The following is a 20,608-nucleotide window of genomic DNA, read 5'->3' as shown; positions in this document are numbered from 1 at the left end:
GTCTTATTTCTTTTAATTATGTAGTTTCAGATTGATACTTTTGTTTCATTTGACTAATCAACATATCTTTTTCTGTCCATAGTTGATCAACCCATTGCTGAAAATGTTCACGATAGAGAGCATCTTCTTCATAGTTCCCACCTAATACCCAATCTGGAATATCTATTTTTCGTAGATTCACCGCAATACGTGAAACATCTCCCAACCAGAATTCACCATAACCCGGCGCGCCATCAGGGTACACAATGGTCATATCCACCAATGCATCGATGTCATTACCCAAAATATTGAGGGCAAGGGCAAGACCACCTGCTTTAGGTTTGAGTAAATTTGTATAAGGTGAACCTTGCTTTGCCTTCTTCTCAGGGGTAAAGCGAGTGCCTTCTAAGTAATTTAACAAGGTGAAAGGCTGGCTTAGCAGTTGCTCGCAAGCCTTACGTGCTTCTTCCATATCTTTATTTTTAAGCTCAGGGTTTTTTGCAATCTGCTCTTTGCTATGTCGTTTCATCATTGGAAAGCCTAGAATTTTAAAGGCTTGACCGACAAAGGGAATAAAAATGAGTTCCCATTTGGTAAAGAAACGGGTGAGTGGCATGCGTTTTAAACCAAAGTACTGATTCACTGTAGTATCAACCCAACTTTGATGATTACAAGTCATTAAATAACGACCTTGCATGCTTAAATCTAGATCATCATCAATGCTAATGTCCCACTTTAATTCAGGTAAGACATGATCGATCAGCCAGTTATTCACACCTAACCAACTGTTGGTAATGTTAATATTTGTTTCATCAATTTTAGGTGATTTTTTGATAAGCTTAGTGAGCCCCAAAGCAAGAACAGGTGGGCCATGAAAAAAAGTACTTCCAGTGATGACAGAGCTAACGGTTAAACCTTTAGAAATTTTTTTTAATATAGGTTGTTTCTGTTGCTGAGTTGACATAGAACAGTCCTAACTATTAGTTTAATGAATAGATTATGATTTAAATATAGCCTTAGACTCATAAATAAAAAAGTATCAATTTAAAAGTATGTGTAAATTATGATGAAGTGATCACTGTTTGCTAATTAAATATTACAAAATGTAACTTAAAGCTTAATTTTTAACAAAATGTCAATATTTTCATTCGATTTAATAGACGATCATTGGCACATACAAAAAATCAAAATCAGGAGGCGTATCATGCGCGCACTAGTAATATCATCAGTAATCGGGGCTCTAGCACTTTCAGGCTGTCAAACTATGGACAATGGTACTGGCGGTGCACGTCAGTATGATAAAACTGCAATTGGTGGTTTAATTGGTGCTGCTGCTGGTTATGGTTTGTCTCGCGGTAATGCTAACTCTTCTGCACAAAACAACCGTGCGGCAGCAATTGGTGCGATCTTAGGTGCGGGTACTGGTTTATATCTTGATAATAAAGAGAAAAAATTACGTCAACAAATGCAAGGTACGGGGGTTGAAGTTAACCGTAATCCAGATGGTTCTGTTGGTCTAGTTATGCCAGGTAACATCACGTTTGATACCAATCAATCAACAATTAAATCAAACTTCTATTCTACGTTGAATAAAGTTGCACAAACTTTAACTGAAGATAATAAGAGTGCGATTCTTGTAACTGGTTATACAGACAGCACAGGTAATGATTCAATTAATATTCCTTTATCTCAAGCACGTGCTCAATCTGTTGCATCGTATTTAGCAAGACAAGGTGTTCCAACATCTCGTATTAATGCACAAGGTCAAGGTGCTGCAAATCCGATCGCTTCGAATGCAACGGCTTCTGGTCGTGAGCAAAATCGTCGTGTAGAAATCAGTATTTATGCGGCAAACTAATCTAAAACATATATAATCTGAATCGAATCATAGGTTTCTATGGTTCGATTTTTTACGTCTAAAGTATTTACGGGGTTTTAAAATGCGCGCATTGGTTCTCTCTGCAGTTGTTGGAGCTTTAGCTCTTTCTGGTTGCCAAAACATGGAATATGACAAAGCAGCAATTGGTACGGGTCTTGGTGCATTATTGGGTGCGGGTATTGCGTATTCAAATGCAGATAAAGACAAAATGGGGCAAGCTGCTGCAATTGGTGCTGTTTTAGGTGGTGGCGCAGGCTTACTTCTTGATCAGAAAGAAAAGCGTTTAAAACAAGAATTAGCGGGTACTGGTGTTGATGTAAATCGTAATCCAGATGGTTCGATTAACATGGTAATGCCAAGTGTTACTTTTGCTTCAAACTCAGCAACGATTCAACCTAAATTCCAAGCGGCATTGAATGATGTTGCTCGTGTATTGGCTGAAGGCGGTACTGCAGGTAAATTAGCATTGGTCATCCATGGTCATACAGACAACACAGGTTCTGACGCAATTAACAATCCATTGTCTCAAAATCGTGCATCATCAGTTTTGAATTACTTGGCTTCACAAGGTATTTCAGCATCTCGTATGTCTGCTCGTGGTTATGGTTCAAGTTCTCCAATTGCTGACAATTCAACAGCAGCGGGTCGTGAACAAAACCGTCGTGTAGAAATTACAGTTTATGCAACAAACTAATTTATAGAATTAAGTTTAGTTGTTGAAAGAAAACCACCTTGGGGTGGTTTTTTTAGCTTTATATGGTTTGTAAAAATTGTATTAAGCATTAGGCAAGTCATGTTTAGATGACTATAATCGAGCTCGAAGTTTTTAGAGGAAGAACGATGTCTAAAGCAAGTCAACTCAATGACAAGCAACTTGAAGCCATGAAATATACTCAAGGACCCTTGTTAGTACTTGCAGGGGCGGGTTCGGGTAAAACATCGGTTATTACAAGAAAAGTTGCTTATTTGGTTCAGCAATGCGGTATTCCTGCATTTAAAATTACAGCAATGACCTTTACCAATAAAGCTGCACGTGAAATGAAAGAGCGTGTCAGTAAATTATTGGGAAAAGAAGAGGGTAAGGGGTTATCCGTTTCAACCTTCCATACTTTTGGTTTAAATTTACTTCGTTTAGAGTTGAAAAATACACCACTCAAAAATAACTTTTCGATTCTAGATGCAGATGATTGCAAACGTATTTTGATGGATTTAATGCATCGCGATAATTTGTCGGGTGCAGAAAGCAAAGAATTAATTGCGAAAGCAATGAAAAAAATATCAGATTGGAAAAATGATTTGATCATGCCTGAACAGGCACATAACACCTGTGAAACTACTGAAGACGTTCAGTTTGCACATTTATATCAACTGTATGAGCGTAATTTACGTGCTTATAATGCCGTTGATTTTGATGACTTAATCGTGATGCCAACACGTTTATTACAAGAAAATGCAGAAGTTCGAGATAAATGGCAAAATCGTATTCGTTACCTTCTCGTCGATGAGTATCAAGATACCAATACAGCTCAGTACACGTTGGTGAAACTTCTGGTTGGTGTGATGGGGCAATTCACTGCGGTAGGTGATGATGATCAATCCATCTATGCATGGCGTGGTGCCAAACCTGAAAATATGGCTTTGCTGAAAGAAGATTTTCATAATTTAAAAGTGATTAAGCTTGAACAAAATTATCGTTCGACCAGTCGTATTCTAAAAGCGGCAAACCATGTCATTGACAATAATCCACATATTTTTGAGAAAAAACTATGGAGTGATAAAGGTCATGGTGAGGTGATTCGAGTCATTACTTGTCGTAATGATGATGATGAAGCTGAGCGTGTGGTCAAAGATTTGATTACGCATAAATTGATGAATGGTAAAAGTTGGAAAGACTACGCGGTGCTTTATCGTGGTAATTTTCAAGCGCGTGTTTTAGAAACACATTTACGTCAAATGCAGATTCCTTATAAACTTTCTGGTGGTCAGTCATTCTTTGGACGTGCAGAAATTAAGGACATCATGAGTTATCTCAGAATTATTATTAATCCTGAAGATGACAGTGCTTTCTTACGTATTATTAATACGCCAAAGCGCGCCATTGGCCCTGTAACCTTGGAAAAGTTGGGTTTATTTGCTCAAGAAAATCATCTGTCTTTGCTCACAGCTGCTAGTGATCAGCGTTTGACGATGGTCATGCCGAAGAAAGCCACAACGCAATTGGCTGAGTTCGCAGGCTTTATTAATGATTTTACGCGTGAATTATTGGATGATGATGAGCCTGTACCTAAAATTCGTCAGATGATGATGGAAGCAGGTTATATCGATTATATTCGTGAATCTGCGGCGACGCCTGCACAAGAAAAAACCAAGCTTGATAATGTAGAAATGCTGTACACCAGTATTCAAAGTTTGATTAATCGTGCTGAAGATGTTGATGAAAAGAATATTGAAAGTGTCATTCGTAAAATGGTACTGCTTGATTTACTAGAGCAACAACAAGAAGAAGAAGATACTGATAAAGTCAATCTTCTGACCTTGCATGCTTCTAAAGGTCTAGAGTTCCCGTTTGTTTATATTATGGGCTTAGAAGAAGAACTTCTGCCACATAAGAACTCGATTGCTGCTGAAACTATTGAAGAAGAACGCCGTCTCATGTATGTGGGAATTACCCGTGCTCAACAAGGTTTAACATTAACCTTAGCAGAGCAACGTAAAAACGGTGGTCAAATGAAGCAAATGACACCAAGCCGCTTCTTAGATGAATTACCGCAAGATGATTTAGATTGGTTAGGTCGTAAGAAAAAGTTGGCTGAAAATATTGATCCTAAATTACAGGCTCAACAATATCTGCAAAATTTAAAAGCATTGTTAAAACGTTAATTGAGTAGTTTTTGAAACTTAGAGGTTTTTGAAGTTTATAGTCGTATAAATAAGTAGATTCTAAATGCCCTAATTTTGATGAACAAACTCAATAACGTTGATTGGTTGTATTTAAAGTTAAAGAAACTCATAGGATTTTATTATGAAAGTTCAAGTAAAAGTACTTGATAAACGTTTAGGTCAAGAATGGCCATTACCGACTTATGCAACAACAGGTTCAGCAGGTTTAGACTTACGTGCATGTGTAGATGAAGCGATTCAAATTGAACCCGGTCAAACTGTTTTAGTTAAAACAGGTATGGCAATATATATTGAAGATACAAATTTTGCAGGTTTAATTCTGCCACGTTCTGGCTTAGGTCATAAGCATGGAATCGTTCTGGGTAATTTAGTGGGTTTAATTGACTCAGATTACCAAGGTGAATTGATGGTTTCTGTATGGAACCGTAGTCAAGCAACTTTTAAATTAGAACCAGGTGAGCGTTTAGCACAATATGTTCTTGTACCAGTAATTCAAGCTGAGTTTGATTTAGTCAGTGAGTTTGAAGCCACTGAACGTGGTGCAGGTGGTTTTGGGCACACAGGTAAAAATTAAGTTTAATTTGAATGAATGTAAAAAAGCCTGAGAATTCAGGCTTTTTTATTATTTGTATCGCATTGTAACAAAAAGTATTTTTTAAAATTCATTTAAGCGTTTAAGATATTAAAATCGAAATTAATGTCTAACTTCAGCGCTACTAAATCTCAATATAATATCGATAGATAATGAGTCTATATTTTTAATATAGCCCGCTGAAGATTAAGCAACTAGAAGTATTGCTTATGAAAAACCCGCAAGATTATTTTCCACATCAAATTTTTCGTGCATATGATATTCGCGGAAAAGTGGAATTATTAACACCTCAATTAATCCACAGTATTGCGTATGCACTTGCTCAACAAATGAAAGAGAAAGGGCAAACGCAAATTGTGATTGGTTATGATGCCCGTTTGACCAGTCCTAGCTATGCCAAAATTATTGAGCATGTATTTATTGAACAGAATTTTAAAGTCACTGCTTTAGGCTGTTGTGCGACACCGCAAATGTATTTTGCTGCACGTCAGTTTGATGGTAATGGCATTATGATTACTGCCAGTCATAATCCTAAAACGGATAATGGGATTAAATGGATTATCCAAAATGAGCCACCAACGCCCGAAATGATTCAAGACATTGGATATCAGGCAGAAAAATTTTATCAACGAAATATTCCTCTAGAAATTTCTTGCGAAGAAAAGCCTCAGATAAAGCTAGAATTTTGTCTACAATATCAACAAGCCATTTTGAGTGATATTCAATTAAAGCGACCATTAAAAGTGGTGATTGATGGTTTAAATGGTTCAGCAGGGCATTGTGCTCAGTTAATTTTACAGAAATTGGGCTGTGATGTGATTGCGCTTCGCTGTGAAGCCGATGGTCATTTTCCTGATCATGCACCTGATCCATCTCAAGCCATTCATTTAGAGCAACTCCGTAAAAATGTATTAACTCATCAAGCCGATATTGGTATTGCCCTCGATGGTGATGGAGATCGCGTTGTTTTAATTGATGAGAAGGCCAATATTGTCTCCGCTGATCGCTTACTGTCATTATTTGCTGAAATGTGCTTAAAAGATCATCCTCATCATGAAATTGTTTTTGATGTGAAATGCTCGACCATGGTTCGTCAAGTGGTTGAACAATTGGGTGGTCAAGCCAAAATGATTCGGACTGGAAGTAGTTTTCTGCGTAAATACATGTCGCAATCCAAAGGCTTGGCTGTATTTGGTGGAGAATATGCAGGGCATTATGTCTTTAACGATGGTCGAGGTATGGGCTATGACGATGGCTTATATGCAGGACTACGTGTTATGGAATACTTGAGTCAGCATTCACAAACGCTGTCTGAGCTTCTTGCTGTATATCCTGAGCGTTGCTATACCCAAGATACTTATATTAGTACACATTATACTGACCCTAAAACAGTGCTGAATGAAATAGAAGCTTCAAGTGATCAGATAGGTGCATCATTAAGTAAAATTGATGGAGTGAGGCTCGATTTTGAAAATGGTTTTGGCATTATTCGGGCATCGAATACAGGTGAGTTTTTCACAGTGCGTTTTGATGCAGATAGTCCATCCAGATTAAATGAAATTCGGCATACATTTGCTTCCATGTTAAGTGAACGTTATCCTATGATCGCGCAAGATATATTAAATGCACATTCATACTCATCTATAGGTACATAAGGGGATAGACGAATGCCACAACAACATACTGGCATCGACAAAGCTCAAATTTTGACTGAGGCTTTGCCATATATTCAACGTTTCGCTGGTAAAACGTTGGTGGTTAAATATGGCGGCAATGCAATGACTGATCCTGCTTTGGAAAGTTCATTTGCACGCGATATCGTTCTATTGAAAACAGTGGGTTTAAATCCAATTGTTGTACATGGTGGTGGTCCACAAGTTGATTCCCTTTTAAAGCAATTAGGTCGTGAATCTGATCGTATTGATGGAATGCGTGTGACGGATGCTGCAACCATGGAAGTGGTTGAGATGGTGCTCGGCGGTAGTGTTAATAAATCGATTGTGAATCTCATTAATAAACATGGTGGACGCGCAATTGGTTTAACGGGTAAAGATGGTAATTTATTACGTGCCCGTAAGTTAATCATGCAAAAGACCAATGAAGATGGCAGTGTAAAAGACATTGATCTTGGTTTAGTCGGTGAAGTGGTTGGTGTAAAAACTGATGTTTTAGAAATGTTTACTCAAAGCGATTTTATTCCAGTGATTGCACCTTTGGGTGTGGATGATGACGGAAATACCTATAACATCAATGCTGATTTGGTGGCTGGCAAAGTGGCAGAAGCATTGGGCGCAGAAAAGTTGATTTTATTGACCAATATTACAGGCGTATTGGATGAAAATAAAAACTTGCTTACTGGGCTCAGTACGCAGGAAGTTGATCGTCTGATCGAAACAGGCGTGATTTATGGTGGAATGATCCCGAAAGTGGGTTGTGCACTAGATGCTGTAAAAGGTGGTGTTGTCAGCGCGCATATTGTTGATGGACGTGTACCACATGCGACTTTATTAGAAATTTTTACAGACCATGGGGTTGGAACATTAATTACCAATCGTACTAAGTCAGTAAAATGATGCTAACTTAAATAAAAGTAACATTTGAAAAGCCACGATTTGTGGCTTTTTTTAATCTTCATCATTTAGTCATGTCATTGTCATCTAGATTGCCTAGTGTAAAGAAAAGCACAAGGAGTCTAGAATATGTTTGCGAAATTAAACCAATATCGTCAAAACTTAAGCATTCCGTTAATAAAACCTAAAAAAGCACAATCACAATATCGTTTTGAATGGGTCGAAGACCTCAAACAACTGAAAGAAGTACAAAAATTTCGTGCAACACAATTTTCTGATCAATTTGGGATCAACTTTGATCATGGCTTAGATCAAGATTTATATGACTTAGATTGTGAACACGCCGTGCTACGTGACAAATGGAGCAATGAAATCGTTGCTTATACACGACTCAAACTTTTCCAAGGTCATGAATTAGCACAGAGTTATAGCGCACAAGAATTTGATGTATCAGGTTTTTCACAATTATCCAATATTGTGGAAATAGGCAGAACATGTGTGCATCCACGTTATCGTTCAGGCAAGGCATTGTCTATTTTGTGGTTACATTTAGTACCGACAGTATTGTGGAAAATGAAGGCGAAGCACCTGATGGGCTGTGTCAGTATTCGCTTAGAGGATAATAAAGCGCGTGCGTATTATACGCATCAATTTATTAAGCAGTTAGAGGATAAAAAAACAATCAATATTAATGCGATATCTGCTTATGAACCGACACATCCTAAATTTAGTTTTCCGCAGGATGAACGTATCCCTAAGTTGTTTGACGTTTATTTAAAGATGAATGCGAAGCTATCTAAACAAGCTTATTATGATCAAGCCTTTAATTGTTTGGACTATTTTGTCTTTCTCGATGTAAATGAAATTGCGAAAAACTTTGTATTAAATAAAATGGTGCATCGTTAATTTGCTTGATTTTTACTCGCTCGTAAGTGTTGCTACTTTTGATATTTGCAAGCGAGTGAGGACTCATGCACAATATTCACATAATTAAAGCTATATGAATACTTATGTGCCAACTACTTGGAATGAATTGTGCGACACCTACGGATATTACCTTTTCATTCCGAGGTTTTTCGCAACGTGCAGGAATTACGTCTGACCACTCTGATGGTTTCGGAATTGCCTTTTTTGAAGATAAAGCTTGTCGTTTATTTGTTGATAATCAATCTGCTGTGGAGTCTCCCATCGCAGAACTTGTTCGAAACTATCCAATTAAATCTCGTAATGTTATTGCACATATTCGTAAAGCAACCCAAGGTAAAATTACCTTAGAGAACTCACATCCATTTATGCGCGAGTTGTGGGGAAGACAATGGATTTTTGCACATAATGGTGATTTACACGATTTTCAACCGAATTTATCGGGTCGTTTTATTCCGATTGGAAATACCGACAGTGAGTTAGCATTTTGTTATTTACTCGATCAACTGGTTGAAAAATTTGGTTATGTAGAGCCTAGTTTAGAACAAATATTTTCTGTACTTGAGACAGTTTCACCACAAATAGCAGAATATGGCACATTTAATTTTTGTTTATCCAATGGGCAAGCACTTTTTAGCTATGCCATCACAAAATTACATTGGCTAGTACGAGAATACCCATTTCAACCTGCACAATTGATTGATTTAGATGTAGAAGTTGATTTTAGTGAAGTCACTACAGCAGAAGATCGTGTTGCTGTAATTACGACAGAACCACTAACACACAATGAAAATTGGACGTCATTTCAAGCAGGGGAAATGATTTTATTTCAAGCTGGGCGACCGATACAGCGTGCAATTACTTGTGTTACTCGCTTAAAAAGAGAAGCTGAGAATCCAAATTTAAAAAGGGTAACCAAAGCGGATCAATATTAGATATTTTACATCAATGTTTACAAGCTCCTTATTTTTTTCATAAGAAAAAAGGAGGCTGTAAGAAACCTATTCATTCATTTGTTAATTTTCAAAAATATATAAAGTAATTTATTTAAGAGTAAATAAATTACTTTATATATGGTGTTTAATTAGTCATTTAAAATTTATATTTATTTTATATCCTGCATTAGTATTTATTTTGTCTTTGGTTTTTATTGAAAATAAAAAATGATTTATTTAAGAGTTCTATTCTTTAATTGAATGATTTAAAGATTTTAGTATTAAATTTTATATAAGTTGATATATATAATTCATCAAAATTGTTTAATTAAATTAAACTATTGTCATTTTAATGATAAAAATAATGAGTGTTAAAATAATATAAACGGTTAATAAATAATTGAGCCTTTTAGTTGGGTATATAAATAAAATTATATTATATCAGTGTGTTATTGATTTTTTGAAGCTTTCTATATAATCCAGAGTGATATGGTTTGTTTTTATTTATCAATTAAATAGATACTATGGTTGAAATTGTACTGCAATTATTTTTTAAAGGTGGTCGTATGAAGATGAATTGGATACCAGAATATAATACTGGAATCGATGTGATTGACGATCAGCATAGAAGGATTTTAGATTATATCAATGAGATTGATGAAGTCGGTATTACAACAGATCGTGCACGAGTAAAACAGATTCTGGATAATATTATTGATTATACGCAATCGCATTTTACTTTTGAAGAAAGTCTTCAAGAAGAAGCAGGCTATAAATATCGTGTTCCACATAAACGTGTACATGATTTATTTATTAAGAAAATTGAAAGTTATCGTACTCGTTTTGAATCCGGGCATTCAATTGAAAACGAGTTACATGAAGTATTGTCTAAATGGTTAATCAATCATATTCAACATGATGATGCAGATTATGTCGGTGCTGTAAAATTAAATATGATGGGTATTATTAAAGAAAATGAAAAGAAAAAAGGTAAAAATTGGTTTGCTCGGTTTTTTTCATAGAGCAAATTCTTTTGAAATAATAAAATAAAGAGAGATAAAAAGAATTAAAATTTTAATAACAAATTCGCGCAGCAAATCATCTGAGGGGGTGATTTGCTTTTTTCTTTGTAATCTTTGATTTTCAGCTATGACAAAGGCAAAATAGCATAAGACTTTTTCACGGGACACGTCATGCAGGACAATTCTATGTCACGATGGTTATCGCCGCTCATGGCATTTTGTTTATCATTTATTATTATTGCTGGGCTTGCGCCAAGCTTAGGTATTCAAATTGATCGACAAATTGATTTTTGGTTATTGTGGTTTGGAACAATGTTCATTTTGGCATTACCCATTGCCTATTTGGAAATTGCATTAGCGAAACGTTCAAAAACAACAGCTTTAAATGCTTTATCTAGTTTAACGCGTGATGCTGACGCTTCGCAAAGATGGCGAATTGTTGGGTGGATGGCTGTGGTCTTTATTCCATTCCTTGCGGGTGGAGTACTGTTCAATATTGGACAAGTTACTGTACAAAATACTGTATTTGCAGCGCAGAGTAACATTGCATTTATTATTTTAGCGATTCTTGCACTGGCTCTCTCTTATTTGCCTCGTCAAATTCTTGTGATTTTAACAGCAGTTACGGTCATTATTTCACTCATCCTTGCGAATGTGTTCGGCACAGCATTACAACCGTGGCACATTACTCCCATTGAATTTAAAGAGTGGGGCAATGCGACCATTCTTGCATTGGTTGCCAGTGGTTTAGGTTTGGGCTTATATTGGCAGACCAGTTTTTTACAGATTCAACAACAAGAAAATTCAACTAAAACAGCATTACCCATTTGGATTGCACAACTGATTGCCGTGATTGCTTTTGGCTTTTTTGCGATGAGTACTCAAATCCCTGCATGGAGTATGACGATTGCTGCTGTCATTGCTGCTGCATTATTGGTGCAATTGGCTCGTGAACAATTGGTTCAACGTCAAATTTCGATAGTGATTCAATTTATCATTCTGTCGGTTGCATTATTGGTTTGGGCTATTCCGAATATTGCAAATATTCTCAATCCTGTATTGATGTTGTGGGGATTGGTTATTTGTTTGATTTATTCAATCTTTGCCGGTTGGATCATGAAAATCAGCCATTTGCGTAAGGCTGTGAACTTTAGCAATGAGCTGTTTTATAACCTATGGCGAATTGCTGTGCGCGTTGTTTTACCAGTATCGATTGTAGTTGCCATCATTTCGTTTATTGGACAATTGATTTAATGAATGTTCAGGATCAAGGACAACACCAAGTTTGGGTGGCTTATGCAGCACCTGAGCAACAATTTGTGATTGCTGTACAATTTGTGGATGGTATGACAGTACGTGATGCAATTGTTCAAAGTAAAATTGAAGATCAGATTGAATTGCCAGAGCATTATAGTTTAGGTATTTTTGGCAGTAAAATTATGGATAGCAATCAATTGCTTCAAGTGGGAGATCGCGTAGAAATTTATCGGGCTTTAAAAATTAATCCGAAAGACATTCGACGTAATCGAGCTGCTGCAAATCCTGTTGGGCGGTATTGCCGAGGCAATCGCTTTAAACAATTGTAATGATATAAATATTCATTGTCTTATAAAAAGAAACCCCTCATTGAGGGGTTTCTTTTTATTTTAAAGTGACTATAGTGGGGGCGCATTCAATATTGCTTCTTTTGAAGAAGGCAAACCCGGTTGTGACTCAGGAATGCTTTCTAAGCCCTCGACTTTATAGACGATTCCTGATTCATTAAAATACACTTTCAAGTGTTGACCGTGAGCTGCTGGAATTTTAGCTTTTTTAGCATAAGTTCCTGGGATATAGTTGTAAATATAGTCCCAACGTAAAGGATTCATCGGATCAGTTACTGTTGGACTGCCCAGCAAAAAACGTACTTGTTGATAATTCATACCAACTTGAATTTTTGAAGCTTGAGCTTGGGTTAAAGGGGTTCCCTGAGGAATATCAACTTTATATACTCCGAAAACAGAACAACCGCCAAGCAATGAAGCGACGAATAACGTCAGCATGATTTTTTGCATTTTGCTACACTATCCCAAATTAATTATGATGCAATTGACCCAAGGATAGATCATACTGCATCTCAACTCTATTGCATATTCCAACTTAAAATTTGTTGCGAGACCTTTTTATATGGCTATTTCAAATCAAGATTTACGCAAAGCTGGACTTAAAGTTACCCTTCCACGAATCAAGATTTTGGAATTATTAGAAAATTCAAAACAACACCACATGAGCGCGGAAGACATTTATAAAACATTACTTGAACAAGGTGAAGATGTTGGTTTAGCGACCGTATACCGCGTGTTAACACAGTTTGAGGCGGCGGGTATTATTCAGCGCCATCATTTTGAAAACAATCATTCTGTTTTCGAAATCATGCAAGATGATCACCACGATCATTTAGTTTGCTTAAATTGTAATAAAGTTGTTGAATTTACTAATGATACTATTGAGCATGAGCAACATGAAGTTGCGGAAAAGTTTGGTTTCTCATTGACTGGACACTCTTTAAATCTTTACGGTTATTGTGATGCACCTGAATGTAAAGAAGCTTTACGTAAGAAATAAAATCACATAAATACAACAAATTAAAAAGGGAACTTAGTCATTAAGTTCCCTTTTTTGTTTGGCTTTTAAAAATTATTGACCATCAAAAGTCAGTTTATTGGTTGCATTCAATAATTGAGCGCCACCTTCTTCATCTAATTTAATTTGTAGACGTAAATCATTGGGTGAGTCAGCATGTTTTAATGCATCTTTATAGGTGATTTGTCCAGCTTTATAAAGATCAAACAAGGCTTGGTCGAATGTTTGCATCCCTAATTCACGTGAACGCTTCATTAGGTCTTTAATCTCATGTACTTCACCTTTACGAATTAAATCTGAAATTAACGGAGAGTTAATTAATATTTCAATTGCAGCACGACGCGAATTGCCATCAGGTGTAGGGATAAGTTGCTGCGCAACCATTGCTCTTAGATTGAGTGATAAATCCATGAATAATTGACTATGACGATCCGACTCAAAAAAGTGAATGATACGATCAATGGCTTGGTTAGCATTATTGGCATGCAGTGTTGCAAAAACTAAATGACCTGTTTCAGCAAAGGCAATGGCATAGTCCATGGTTTCACGTGAACGAATCTCACCAATTAAGATGACATCAGGTGCTTGACGTAGGGTATTTTTTAAAGCGATTTCAAATGAATCTGTATCAATACCTACTTCGCGTTGCGTGATAATACAACCTGCGTGCTCATGTACAAATTCAATTGGATCTTCAATCGTAATAATATGACCTTTGGTATTATGGTTACGATATCCAATCAGTGAAGCAAGAGAAGTTGATTTACCCGTCCCTGTTGCACCTACAAAGATAATAATGCCACGTTTAGTCATGGCTAAATCTTTGAGAATAGGGGGGAGTTTTAATTCCTCCATTGTCGGAATAGTTGTTTCAATACGACGTAAGATCATGCCGGGCATATCACGTTGTTGAAACGCACTAACACGGAAACGCGCTGTTTTGTCTTTATTGGTAATCGCAAAGTTACATTCACGCGTATCTGCAAATTCTTTTCGTTGTTTATCACTCATAATCGAGTGAATCAGTTGACCAACGATTTCTCCCGTCAATTTTGTTTTTGCAATGGGTGAAATTTGTCCGTTAATCTTCATGGATGGTTCAACATCAGCCGTGATAAATAAGTCAGAGGCTTTATGTTCAATCATCAGATTGAGTAAGTCATTAAAATCCATTATTAATATCCAAAATCCGTTTTAATTATAAGAATGCTTCAGGTTGTTTCGCTGCATTACGTGCAACTTGTGGGCTAATCACACCTTTTGCGACCAAGGTTTTTAAGCTTTGATCCAATGTCGTCATACCGTAGTTTGCACCTGTTTGGATTGCAGAATACATTTGTGCGACTTTGTTTTCACGAACCAAGTTACGAATCGCAGGAACGCCAATCATAATTTCATGTGCTGCAACACGACCGCCCCCCGTTTTTTTCAACAGCGTCTGAGAAATAACAGCTTGAAGAGATTCTGATAACATGGCACGAACCATATCTTTTTCTTCAGCAGGGAAGACGTCAATGACACGGTCAATAGTTTTTGCCGCAGACGTGGTATGTAGCGTACCAAAAACCAAGTGACCTGTTTCAGCCGCGGTCAGTGCTAAACGAATGGTTTCTAAGTCACGCATCTCACCAACAAGAATAATGTCTGGATCTTCACGAAGCGCTGAACGAAGTGCTTCATTAAAACCGTGTGTATCACGATGTACTTCACGTTGATTGATGAGGCACTTTTTAGATTGATGTACAAACTCAATCGGGTCTTCTACAGTCAGAATATGGTCATAACGGTTATCGTTAATATAATCTATCATTGCAGCAAGGGTGGTTGATTTACCCGAACCTGTTGGGCCTGTAACGAGTACAATACCACGTGGATATTCACAAATATCTTTGAAGATTTGTCCCATTCCTAAGTCTTCCATAGAAAGAACTTTAGATGGAATGGTACGGAATACAGCACCAGCACCACGGTTTTGGTTAAATGCATTTACACGGAAACGAGCAACTGAAGGAACTTCAAATGAAAAGTCAGTTTCAAGCTGTTCTTCAAAATCACGACGTTGTTTATCATTCATAATGTCATAAACAAGACGATGCACATCTTTGTGTTCAAGTGCAGGTAAGTTAATACGACGAACTTCACCATCTACACGGATCATCGGTGGCATACCTGCCGATAAGTGTAAATCTGACGCCCCATTTTTAACCGAAAATGCCAATAATTCTGTAATATCCATAATGTCCCCGAAGTAACTATTTGCTTAATTATTTTGTAGAATGATAAGGCTTTCACTCAGCATAACCAACAATTTAATTGCTTGGAAGCTGAAATTTATTTGAAATGAGACGGTAGTCAATGAATGATCTAAAACAAGCTCGAAATCAGGTGTTACAACAAATCCAACAGGCTTGTGAAGCTGCGAATAGGGATGTGAATGAAGTACACTTACTTGCCGTTTCAAAGACACATCCAAGTGACCTGATTGAAGAAATGTATGCAACTGGACAGCGCATGTTTGGTGAAAATTATCTTCAAGAAGCCTTAGATAAAATTGAAAATTTAAAATCATTGGACATCGAATGGCATTTTATTGGACATGTACAACGCAATAAAACCAAACATTTGGCAGAGAAATTTGCTTGGGTGCATGGTGTTGATCGGTTGATTATTGCAGAGCGCTTGTCCAGTCAGCGTGAAGCATCTCAAGTGCCTTTGAATATTTGTTTACAAGTGAATATTGATGCTCAGGATACGAAAGATGGTTGTCAACCGAATGAGGTTGCTGAACTGGTCCGAACTATAAGCCAATTACCGCTTTTAAAATTACGAGGTTTAATGGTGATTCCTGCACCGAATAATCCTCAAGCCTTTATTGATGCTAAACAATTATTCGAAACAGTTAAAATAGAACATCAACATCCTGAAGATTGGGATACTTTAAGTATGGGAATGTCTGGGGATATGTTGGATGCGATTGCAGCAGGTTCAACCATGGTACGGGTTGGAACAGCGCTGTTTGGTGCTCGAGATTATTCTCAAAAGTGATCTAGTCAATTTTATTCAAAGAGTGACTCAATGAATCCACGGATGGATTTAAGTAAATTTTAATTTCTATTTAATCCAATAAACGTATAAGGCATCAACAATTCTAAAGATAGAAAAGATTGATGACTTTATTTCATGTTTTGATTCTTGCCATTATTCAAGGTTTGGCAGAGTTATTGCCTGTATCCAGTTCTGCACATGTTATTTTGGCTGAAAAATTAATGGGCTTTGATCCATCCGCACCTGACATGACATTTTTATTGGTGATGTTACATACAGGTACAATGTTTGCTGTGATTGTCTATTTTTGGAAATCATGGAAAAAGACATATTTTTCATCATGGGAAAGTTTTAAAAAGCAGGCTTTGTTTATTATTGTTGCGACAGGAATTACTGGGGTTTTAGGCTTAACGCTACAAGCAATCATCAAACATGTATTTTTTGGTGGAGCAAGTAACTTTGAAATAGAACAACTTTTTAGTAATACAAAATTGATGGCAACGGCTTTAGCGGCTGCTGGGATTTTAATTATTTTATCTTCACGTTTAGACAAAGGTCAGACTGGAGAAATTACACTGGGTCGAGCATCAATGATTGGTGCAGTACAGGCACTTTGCCTGCCTTTCAGAGGTTTTTCACGTTCTGGTGCAACCATTTCAACCAGTTTGTTTTTAGGTATATCTCGCCAAAAAGCTGAAGAATTCAGTTTTGCCCTTGCAGTTGTACTTACACCTGCTGTGATTGCAAAAGAATTTTATCGTTTAATACATACCCAAAGCTTACAACACACTCAAATTAGTCAGTTAATGGTGCCAAGCTTAGCAGGCATGATCTTTAGTTTTATTGCAGGTTTAGTCGCATTAAAATGGTTGTCTGCATGGTTAGAGCATGGGCGTTGGTATTTGTTTGGTATTTATTGCTTGGTTTTTGCAGGAGTTGTTTTGTTATTAGGATGAATAGATTTGTAGAGTCTGAATTTTAAATTTTGCGCTTATCAAATAGGGTATAGTGCAATAAAACATTGAACCCAAGAGATCAAATTTTGCTGAAATAATGGACTTATCAAGTAAAGTTAAGTACAAAAATAGAATGCTTAAACTCATTTAAATTTACAAATACTTGAAACAAGGAAGATCATGTCTGCTTATTATCAATTGCTCAATCGTACTCAAGATGACCAAGGTGTTGTGACAGCGCATTATCAATCGACTATGTATTCACAAGGTGCTTGGAATCCCAATGAACAGCATATGTCTCCTGCAACAGGAGTTATGTGTGCAGAGTTAGAACAATTTTCACCACGTGAAAATATGCGTATAGGGCGAATAAGCTTAGATATTTATGGCTTGATTGCTTTGGGCGAAATTGAAATCACGACGCAAGTGATTCGAGCAGGTAAAACCATTGAGCTGATTGAATCGATAATGAAAGGTCAAGGTAAAACCTTAGTGGTTGCAAAAAGTTGGCGTATGGTGATGCAAGACAGTTCAGCAATTGCAGGTTTAGAAGATCAACCTGTTGATACACCTGAAAATATGCCTGATTTTGATGGTTTAAGAAAGTGGCCTGGACAATTTACTAAAACCGTTGAGGCGAGATCGAATCATCATGAGCAAGGCAAGGGATTAGTTTGGGTTAGTACTACAACGGATATGGTAGAAGGGCAGACAACATCCGATTTTGTACGTTTAATTAGCATGATTGATGTGGCAAACGGTATTGTTCCTCGCCAAGGCAGACCTTTAGAATGGGGCTTTCCAAATTTAGATTTGCAAGTTCATCTTTATCGCCAACCACAAGGTCAATGGTTAGGGTTGGAAACTGTACAGCAATATGGAACAGATGGAATTGGTTTAACCAGTAGTATTTTGCATGATTTACAAGGTCCATTTGGACGCAGTGAGCAAATACTCACACTTAGACCGATCAGTTAATCTTTATCTGACCTGTATTAGAAATTAATTTTAATGCAGGTTTATTCGGTTTCTTACATATTTTTTAAATTTTTCCTATAAAGAAGAAAAATAAAGTGACTGTTAATGTTTATGCAAAATATGTATTCTTAAAAATAATTAAACAAATCATTAGAAACGAAAATCAATAATTTCATTATACTGACCTGAATAACGAATTGAATAATTCTAATAAAGGAAAAAAGTAGATGATCAAGCAATCATTATTGTGGTTATTTTTAAGTGGTTTTTTGGCAGCTTGTAGCTCGACTCAAGTACAAACCGATACACAATCATCAAATAATATGGATGCTGAACCAAGCTATGCAGAAACATCATCTCCAAATATGATGAAATTAAGCACAGCAAAAGTGGCACCAACGACCAATAATAAAATGACGTCTGAAGATCGTCTGGGAACGAAATGGGGAGATGATATTACGTCTAATGTCACCCAAGTCGATTTAAAGCGTTTAAGTTCAAAACCGATTTCAGAAACCATGATTCTCTATGCTGCTAAGCAGTTTCAAGGGCGCAGTATTAATAGTATTTCTTTGGGTGCGGGAAAAATTAACTTTTCAGTGGTAGATGACCACGGAAAAATTTTACCTTTATACCGAGATGGTGAATATTATTATTTATCTGCCAATGATGGGCAGAGTTACCAGTTACGTTATGCAAATTCGAGCAATCAAACCTTTGAAATTGTTGCTAGTGTAGATGGTTTAGATGTTTTAGATGGCAGTAAAGCATCACGATATAACAGTGGTTATGTACTTAGACCATATGCTTCATTTGCAATTGAAGGATTTAGAAAAAGCAATTCATCTGTTGCCTCATTCACTTTTAGCAAACCGAAAGATGCTTATGCAGCCAATAGTGCAAAGGGTTCTATTCAAAATGTTGGTGTGATTGGAACAGTGGTGTATGAAGTTAAAGCACCGAAAGCACCTTTAAAACCTAATAGTGATGGATATGCACCTGCACCGAATGCTTTTCCTGCAGATCGTTAATAAGCACTAGACTTCTTGCATCAGAGAAATTATTAACACTGATGCAAGACTTCTTATAATTAAAACTAAAAAGAGAGTGTATTGCTCTTCTTTTGAAATGTTATATTGTTACATAATTATGAAATATGTATATTGGCAATTTATAGAATTAAAGATATTCTAAAATTGATAATAATCTAAATTAATTTCTTCATTTCCAATTCAGCAAGATTCAATTTGAATCGAAAAATTGGGACGTTTTATTATATTTAAAATATAGGTCATCCAATGAAAACAATAAATTTTTTTATGTGTTTGTTTTTCTGCATATTTCTTACGGCTTGTGCGAAAAAAACCAGTCAAAGTGATGTTGCAGCAGATTCAAGTGCACAAAGTACAGAAGCTACAAGTCCAGCAGCGGATGCTGCCGCAGAAGCTAAGAATAATGATGTTGCTGCCGATGAAACATTAGGGACTAAGTGGGGCGATGATATTAGCTCACATGTGACTGAAGTCGATCTAAAGCGTAAATCAAGCTCGCCTATTGCAGAAACTCAAGTTCAATATGCCAATAAAGATTACAAAGGTAAAACCGTCAATTCTATTTCAGTGGCTGGCGGAAAAATTAGCTTCTCTGTTATCGATGACAATGGTAATGCCTTACCTATGTTTAGAGTCGGACAAAGCTATTACTTGGCTGGGAAAAATGGTCAAAGTTATCAACTTCATTATGAAAATAATACTGGGAAAACTTTTGAAATCGTTGCCAGTGTTGATGGTATTGATGTGATTAATGGGAGTGAAGCGTCACGTACCAATTCAGGCTATGTTTTACATTCAGGTGATAGCTTAACAATTGAAGGTTTCCGTAAAAGTGAAAATGCTGTTGCTTCATTTACTTTTAGTAAACCAGCAGATTCATATGCAGCAAATTCTGCAAATGGTTCTATTCAAAATGCTGGTGTTATTGGAACTGTAATTTACGAATTAGAAGCGCCAGAAGATGTTGCTAAACCAGTAAATAAATATGCGCCACCACCGAATGCTTTTCCAGCTGATAAGTAAAAGAAAGATAGCTTAAAATTTAAAGTGGAATTTCCTCTTTAGGAAAGTCCACTTTAAATTCTCATCAGCAACTTGTATGAAGCCCTTTAATTTCTTGTTTATAAAAAATAAGTGGGATGGCTTTTATACA

The 20,608-nt window shown here is 36.6% G+C and carries 21 protein-coding genes; 17 read left to right on the top strand and 4 right to left on the bottom strand.

The window, feature by feature from the left end; translation table 11 throughout:
- Positions 1-16: 16 nt before the first annotated feature.
- Entirely contained in the window at positions 17-943 is a 927-nt protein-coding gene (locus tag B9T35_RS13280; protein WP_086191585.1) for an acyltransferase, read from the bottom strand.
- 240 nt (positions 944-1,183) lie between these two features.
- Between B9T35_RS13280 and B9T35_RS13275 the strand changes: the two genes are divergently transcribed.
- From B9T35_RS13275 to B9T35_RS13225, 11 genes are all read left to right on the top strand, one after another.
- Positions 1,184-1,837 carry an OmpA family protein gene (locus B9T35_RS13275; protein ID WP_086191584.1) on the top strand — a complete coding sequence of 218 codons (654 nt, stop codon included), beginning with the start codon at positions 1,184-1,186 and terminating at the stop codon, positions 1,835-1,837.
- 82 nt (positions 1,838-1,919) lie between these two features.
- Complete coding sequence (locus tag B9T35_RS13270) at positions 1,920-2,552, top strand: OmpA family protein (RefSeq protein WP_086191583.1); 633 nt, start codon at positions 1,920-1,922, stop codon at positions 2,550-2,552.
- A 146-nt stretch (positions 2,553-2,698) separates the two neighbouring features.
- On the top strand, positions 2,699-4,738 hold the full coding sequence (locus B9T35_RS13265) for a UvrD-helicase domain-containing protein (RefSeq protein WP_086191582.1): 2,040 nt from the start codon (positions 2,699-2,701) through the stop codon (positions 4,736-4,738).
- Between the two features lie 142 nt (positions 4,739-4,880).
- Positions 4,881-5,333: a dUTP diphosphatase gene (gene dut / locus B9T35_RS13260; RefSeq protein ID WP_086191581.1), complete on the top strand. Its 453-nt coding sequence runs from the start codon at positions 4,881-4,883 to the stop codon at positions 5,331-5,333.
- A 227-nt stretch (positions 5,334-5,560) separates the two neighbouring features.
- Positions 5,561-7,006, top strand: coding sequence for a phosphomannomutase/phosphoglucomutase (locus tag B9T35_RS13255; RefSeq protein ID WP_086191580.1), 1,446 nt, complete (start codon positions 5,561-5,563; stop codon positions 7,004-7,006).
- Between the two features lie 12 nt (positions 7,007-7,018).
- Positions 7,019-7,924: an acetylglutamate kinase gene (gene argB / locus B9T35_RS13250; protein ID WP_086191579.1), complete on the top strand. Its 906-nt coding sequence runs from the start codon at positions 7,019-7,021 to the stop codon at positions 7,922-7,924.
- Positions 7,925-8,050: 126 nt separating this feature from the next.
- Positions 8,051-8,827, top strand: a complete 777-nt coding sequence (locus tag B9T35_RS13245) for a GNAT family N-acetyltransferase (protein WP_086191578.1) — start codon at positions 8,051-8,053, stop codon at positions 8,825-8,827.
- 104 nt (positions 8,828-8,931) lie between these two features.
- Positions 8,932-9,780, top strand: a complete 849-nt coding sequence (locus B9T35_RS13240) for a class II glutamine amidotransferase (protein ID WP_086191577.1) — start codon at positions 8,932-8,934, stop codon at positions 9,778-9,780.
- Between the two features lie 566 nt (positions 9,781-10,346).
- Positions 10,347-10,802, top strand: a complete 456-nt coding sequence (locus B9T35_RS13235) for a bacteriohemerythrin (RefSeq protein WP_086191604.1) — start codon at positions 10,347-10,349, stop codon at positions 10,800-10,802.
- Between the two features lie 186 nt (positions 10,803-10,988).
- Entirely contained in the window at positions 10,989-12,056 is a 1,068-nt protein-coding gene (locus B9T35_RS13230; RefSeq protein ID WP_086191576.1) for a hypothetical protein, read from the top strand.
- Positions 12,056-12,388: an RnfH family protein gene (locus B9T35_RS13225; protein WP_086191575.1), complete on the top strand. Its 333-nt coding sequence runs from the start codon at positions 12,056-12,058 to the stop codon at positions 12,386-12,388. The genes B9T35_RS13230 and B9T35_RS13225 overlap by 1 nt, the downstream gene beginning before the upstream one ends.
- A 69-nt stretch (positions 12,389-12,457) precedes the next feature.
- On the opposite strand, the gene B9T35_RS13220 is transcribed toward B9T35_RS13225, so the two are convergent.
- Complete coding sequence (locus B9T35_RS13220; protein ID WP_086191574.1) at positions 12,458-12,856, bottom strand: outer membrane protein assembly factor BamE; 399 nt, start codon at positions 12,854-12,856, stop codon at positions 12,458-12,460.
- A 112-nt stretch (positions 12,857-12,968) separates the two neighbouring features.
- Here B9T35_RS13220 and fur point away from each other — a divergent pair, with 112 nt between their 5' ends.
- Complete coding sequence (gene fur, locus B9T35_RS13215; RefSeq protein WP_086191573.1) at positions 12,969-13,406, top strand: ferric iron uptake transcriptional regulator; 438 nt, start codon at positions 12,969-12,971, stop codon at positions 13,404-13,406.
- Between the two features lie 72 nt (positions 13,407-13,478).
- On the opposite strand, the gene B9T35_RS13210 is transcribed toward fur, so the two are convergent.
- Positions 13,479-14,597, bottom strand: a complete 1,119-nt coding sequence (locus tag B9T35_RS13210) for a PilT/PilU family type 4a pilus ATPase (protein WP_086191572.1) — start codon at positions 14,595-14,597, stop codon at positions 13,479-13,481.
- 25 nt (positions 14,598-14,622) lie between these two features.
- Positions 14,623-15,660 (bottom strand): type IV pilus twitching motility protein PilT, encoded by a 1,038-nt coding sequence (locus B9T35_RS13205; RefSeq protein WP_086191571.1) that lies wholly within the window; start codon positions 15,658-15,660, stop codon positions 14,623-14,625.
- 119 nt (positions 15,661-15,779) lie between these two features.
- On the opposite strand from B9T35_RS13205, the gene B9T35_RS13200 reads away from it, so the two are divergent.
- The 5 genes from B9T35_RS13200 (at position 15,780) to B9T35_RS13180 (ending at position 20,478) form a co-directional block, all read left to right on the top strand.
- Positions 15,780-16,469, top strand: coding sequence for a YggS family pyridoxal phosphate-dependent enzyme (locus tag B9T35_RS13200; RefSeq protein ID WP_086191570.1), 690 nt, complete (start codon positions 15,780-15,782; stop codon positions 16,467-16,469).
- Positions 16,470-16,591: 122 nt separating this feature from the next.
- A complete protein-coding gene (locus tag B9T35_RS13195; protein ID WP_086191569.1) occupies positions 16,592-17,425 on the top strand; it encodes an undecaprenyl-diphosphate phosphatase in 834 nt (277 codons plus the stop codon).
- Positions 17,426-17,605: 180 nt separating this feature from the next.
- Positions 17,606-18,403, top strand: coding sequence for a thioesterase family protein (locus B9T35_RS13190; RefSeq protein ID WP_086191568.1), 798 nt, complete (start codon positions 17,606-17,608; stop codon positions 18,401-18,403).
- Positions 18,404-18,630: 227 nt separating this feature from the next.
- Positions 18,631-19,434 carry a hypothetical protein gene (locus tag B9T35_RS13185; protein ID WP_086191567.1) on the top strand — a complete coding sequence of 268 codons (804 nt, stop codon included), beginning with the start codon at positions 18,631-18,633 and terminating at the stop codon, positions 19,432-19,434.
- A gap of 267 nt (positions 19,435-19,701) precedes the next feature.
- Positions 19,702-20,478, top strand: coding sequence for a hypothetical protein (locus B9T35_RS13180; RefSeq protein ID WP_086191566.1), 777 nt, complete (start codon positions 19,702-19,704; stop codon positions 20,476-20,478).
- The last annotated feature ends 130 nt before the right edge of the window (positions 20,479-20,608 follow it).

Origin of the sequence: Acinetobacter sp. ANC 3832 (genome assembly GCF_002135415.1) — a bacterium.
Classification (GTDB): domain Bacteria; phylum Pseudomonadota; class Gammaproteobacteria; order Pseudomonadales; family Moraxellaceae; genus Acinetobacter.
This window is presented reverse-complemented; position numbering and strand designations above follow the sequence as displayed.

What these genes read in the sequence shown, in the direction of transcription:
- B9T35_RS13225 (WP_086191575.1), top strand. Translation starts at nt 12,056, where the DNA reads ATGAATGTTCAGGATCAAGGACAACACCAAGTTTGGGTGGCTTATGCA.
- B9T35_RS13240 (WP_086191577.1), top strand. Translation starts at nt 8,932, where the DNA reads ATGTGCCAACTACTTGGAATGAATTGTGCGACACCTACGGATATTACC.
- B9T35_RS13195 (WP_086191569.1), top strand. Translation starts at nt 16,592, where the DNA reads ATGACTTTATTTCATGTTTTGATTCTTGCCATTATTCAAGGTTTGGCA.
- B9T35_RS13245 (WP_086191578.1), top strand. Translation starts at nt 8,051, where the DNA reads ATGTTTGCGAAATTAAACCAATATCGTCAAAACTTAAGCATTCCGTTA.
- argB (WP_086191579.1), top strand. Translation starts at nt 7,019, where the DNA reads ATGCCACAACAACATACTGGCATCGACAAAGCTCAAATTTTGACTGAG.
- B9T35_RS13205 (WP_086191571.1), bottom strand. Translation starts at nt 15,660, where the DNA reads ATGGATATTACAGAATTATTGGCATTTTCGGTTAAAAATGGGGCGTCA.
- B9T35_RS13210 (WP_086191572.1), bottom strand. Translation starts at nt 14,597, where the DNA reads ATGGATTTTAATGACTTACTCAATCTGATGATTGAACATAAAGCCTCT.
- B9T35_RS13265 (WP_086191582.1), top strand. Translation starts at nt 2,699, where the DNA reads ATGTCTAAAGCAAGTCAACTCAATGACAAGCAACTTGAAGCCATGAAA.
- dut (WP_086191581.1), top strand. Translation starts at nt 4,881, where the DNA reads ATGAAAGTTCAAGTAAAAGTACTTGATAAACGTTTAGGTCAAGAATGG.
- B9T35_RS13235 (WP_086191604.1), top strand. Translation starts at nt 10,347, where the DNA reads ATGAAGATGAATTGGATACCAGAATATAATACTGGAATCGATGTGATT.
- B9T35_RS13280 (WP_086191585.1), bottom strand. Translation starts at nt 943, where the DNA reads ATGTCAACTCAGCAACAGAAACAACCTATATTAAAAAAAATTTCTAAA.
- B9T35_RS13270 (WP_086191583.1), top strand. Translation starts at nt 1,920, where the DNA reads ATGCGCGCATTGGTTCTCTCTGCAGTTGTTGGAGCTTTAGCTCTTTCT.
- B9T35_RS13230 (WP_086191576.1), top strand. Translation starts at nt 10,989, where the DNA reads ATGTCACGATGGTTATCGCCGCTCATGGCATTTTGTTTATCATTTATT.
- fur (WP_086191573.1), top strand. Translation starts at nt 12,969, where the DNA reads ATGGCTATTTCAAATCAAGATTTACGCAAAGCTGGACTTAAAGTTACC.
- B9T35_RS13185 (WP_086191567.1), top strand. Translation starts at nt 18,631, where the DNA reads ATGATCAAGCAATCATTATTGTGGTTATTTTTAAGTGGTTTTTTGGCA.
- B9T35_RS13275 (WP_086191584.1), top strand. Translation starts at nt 1,184, where the DNA reads ATGCGCGCACTAGTAATATCATCAGTAATCGGGGCTCTAGCACTTTCA.
- B9T35_RS13220 (WP_086191574.1), bottom strand. Translation starts at nt 12,856, where the DNA reads ATGCAAAAAATCATGCTGACGTTATTCGTCGCTTCATTGCTTGGCGGT.
- B9T35_RS13190 (WP_086191568.1), top strand. Translation starts at nt 17,606, where the DNA reads ATGTCTGCTTATTATCAATTGCTCAATCGTACTCAAGATGACCAAGGT.
- B9T35_RS13200 (WP_086191570.1), top strand. Translation starts at nt 15,780, where the DNA reads ATGAATGATCTAAAACAAGCTCGAAATCAGGTGTTACAACAAATCCAA.
- B9T35_RS13255 (WP_086191580.1), top strand. Translation starts at nt 5,561, where the DNA reads ATGAAAAACCCGCAAGATTATTTTCCACATCAAATTTTTCGTGCATAT.
- B9T35_RS13180 (WP_086191566.1), top strand. Translation starts at nt 19,702, where the DNA reads ATGAAAACAATAAATTTTTTTATGTGTTTGTTTTTCTGCATATTTCTT.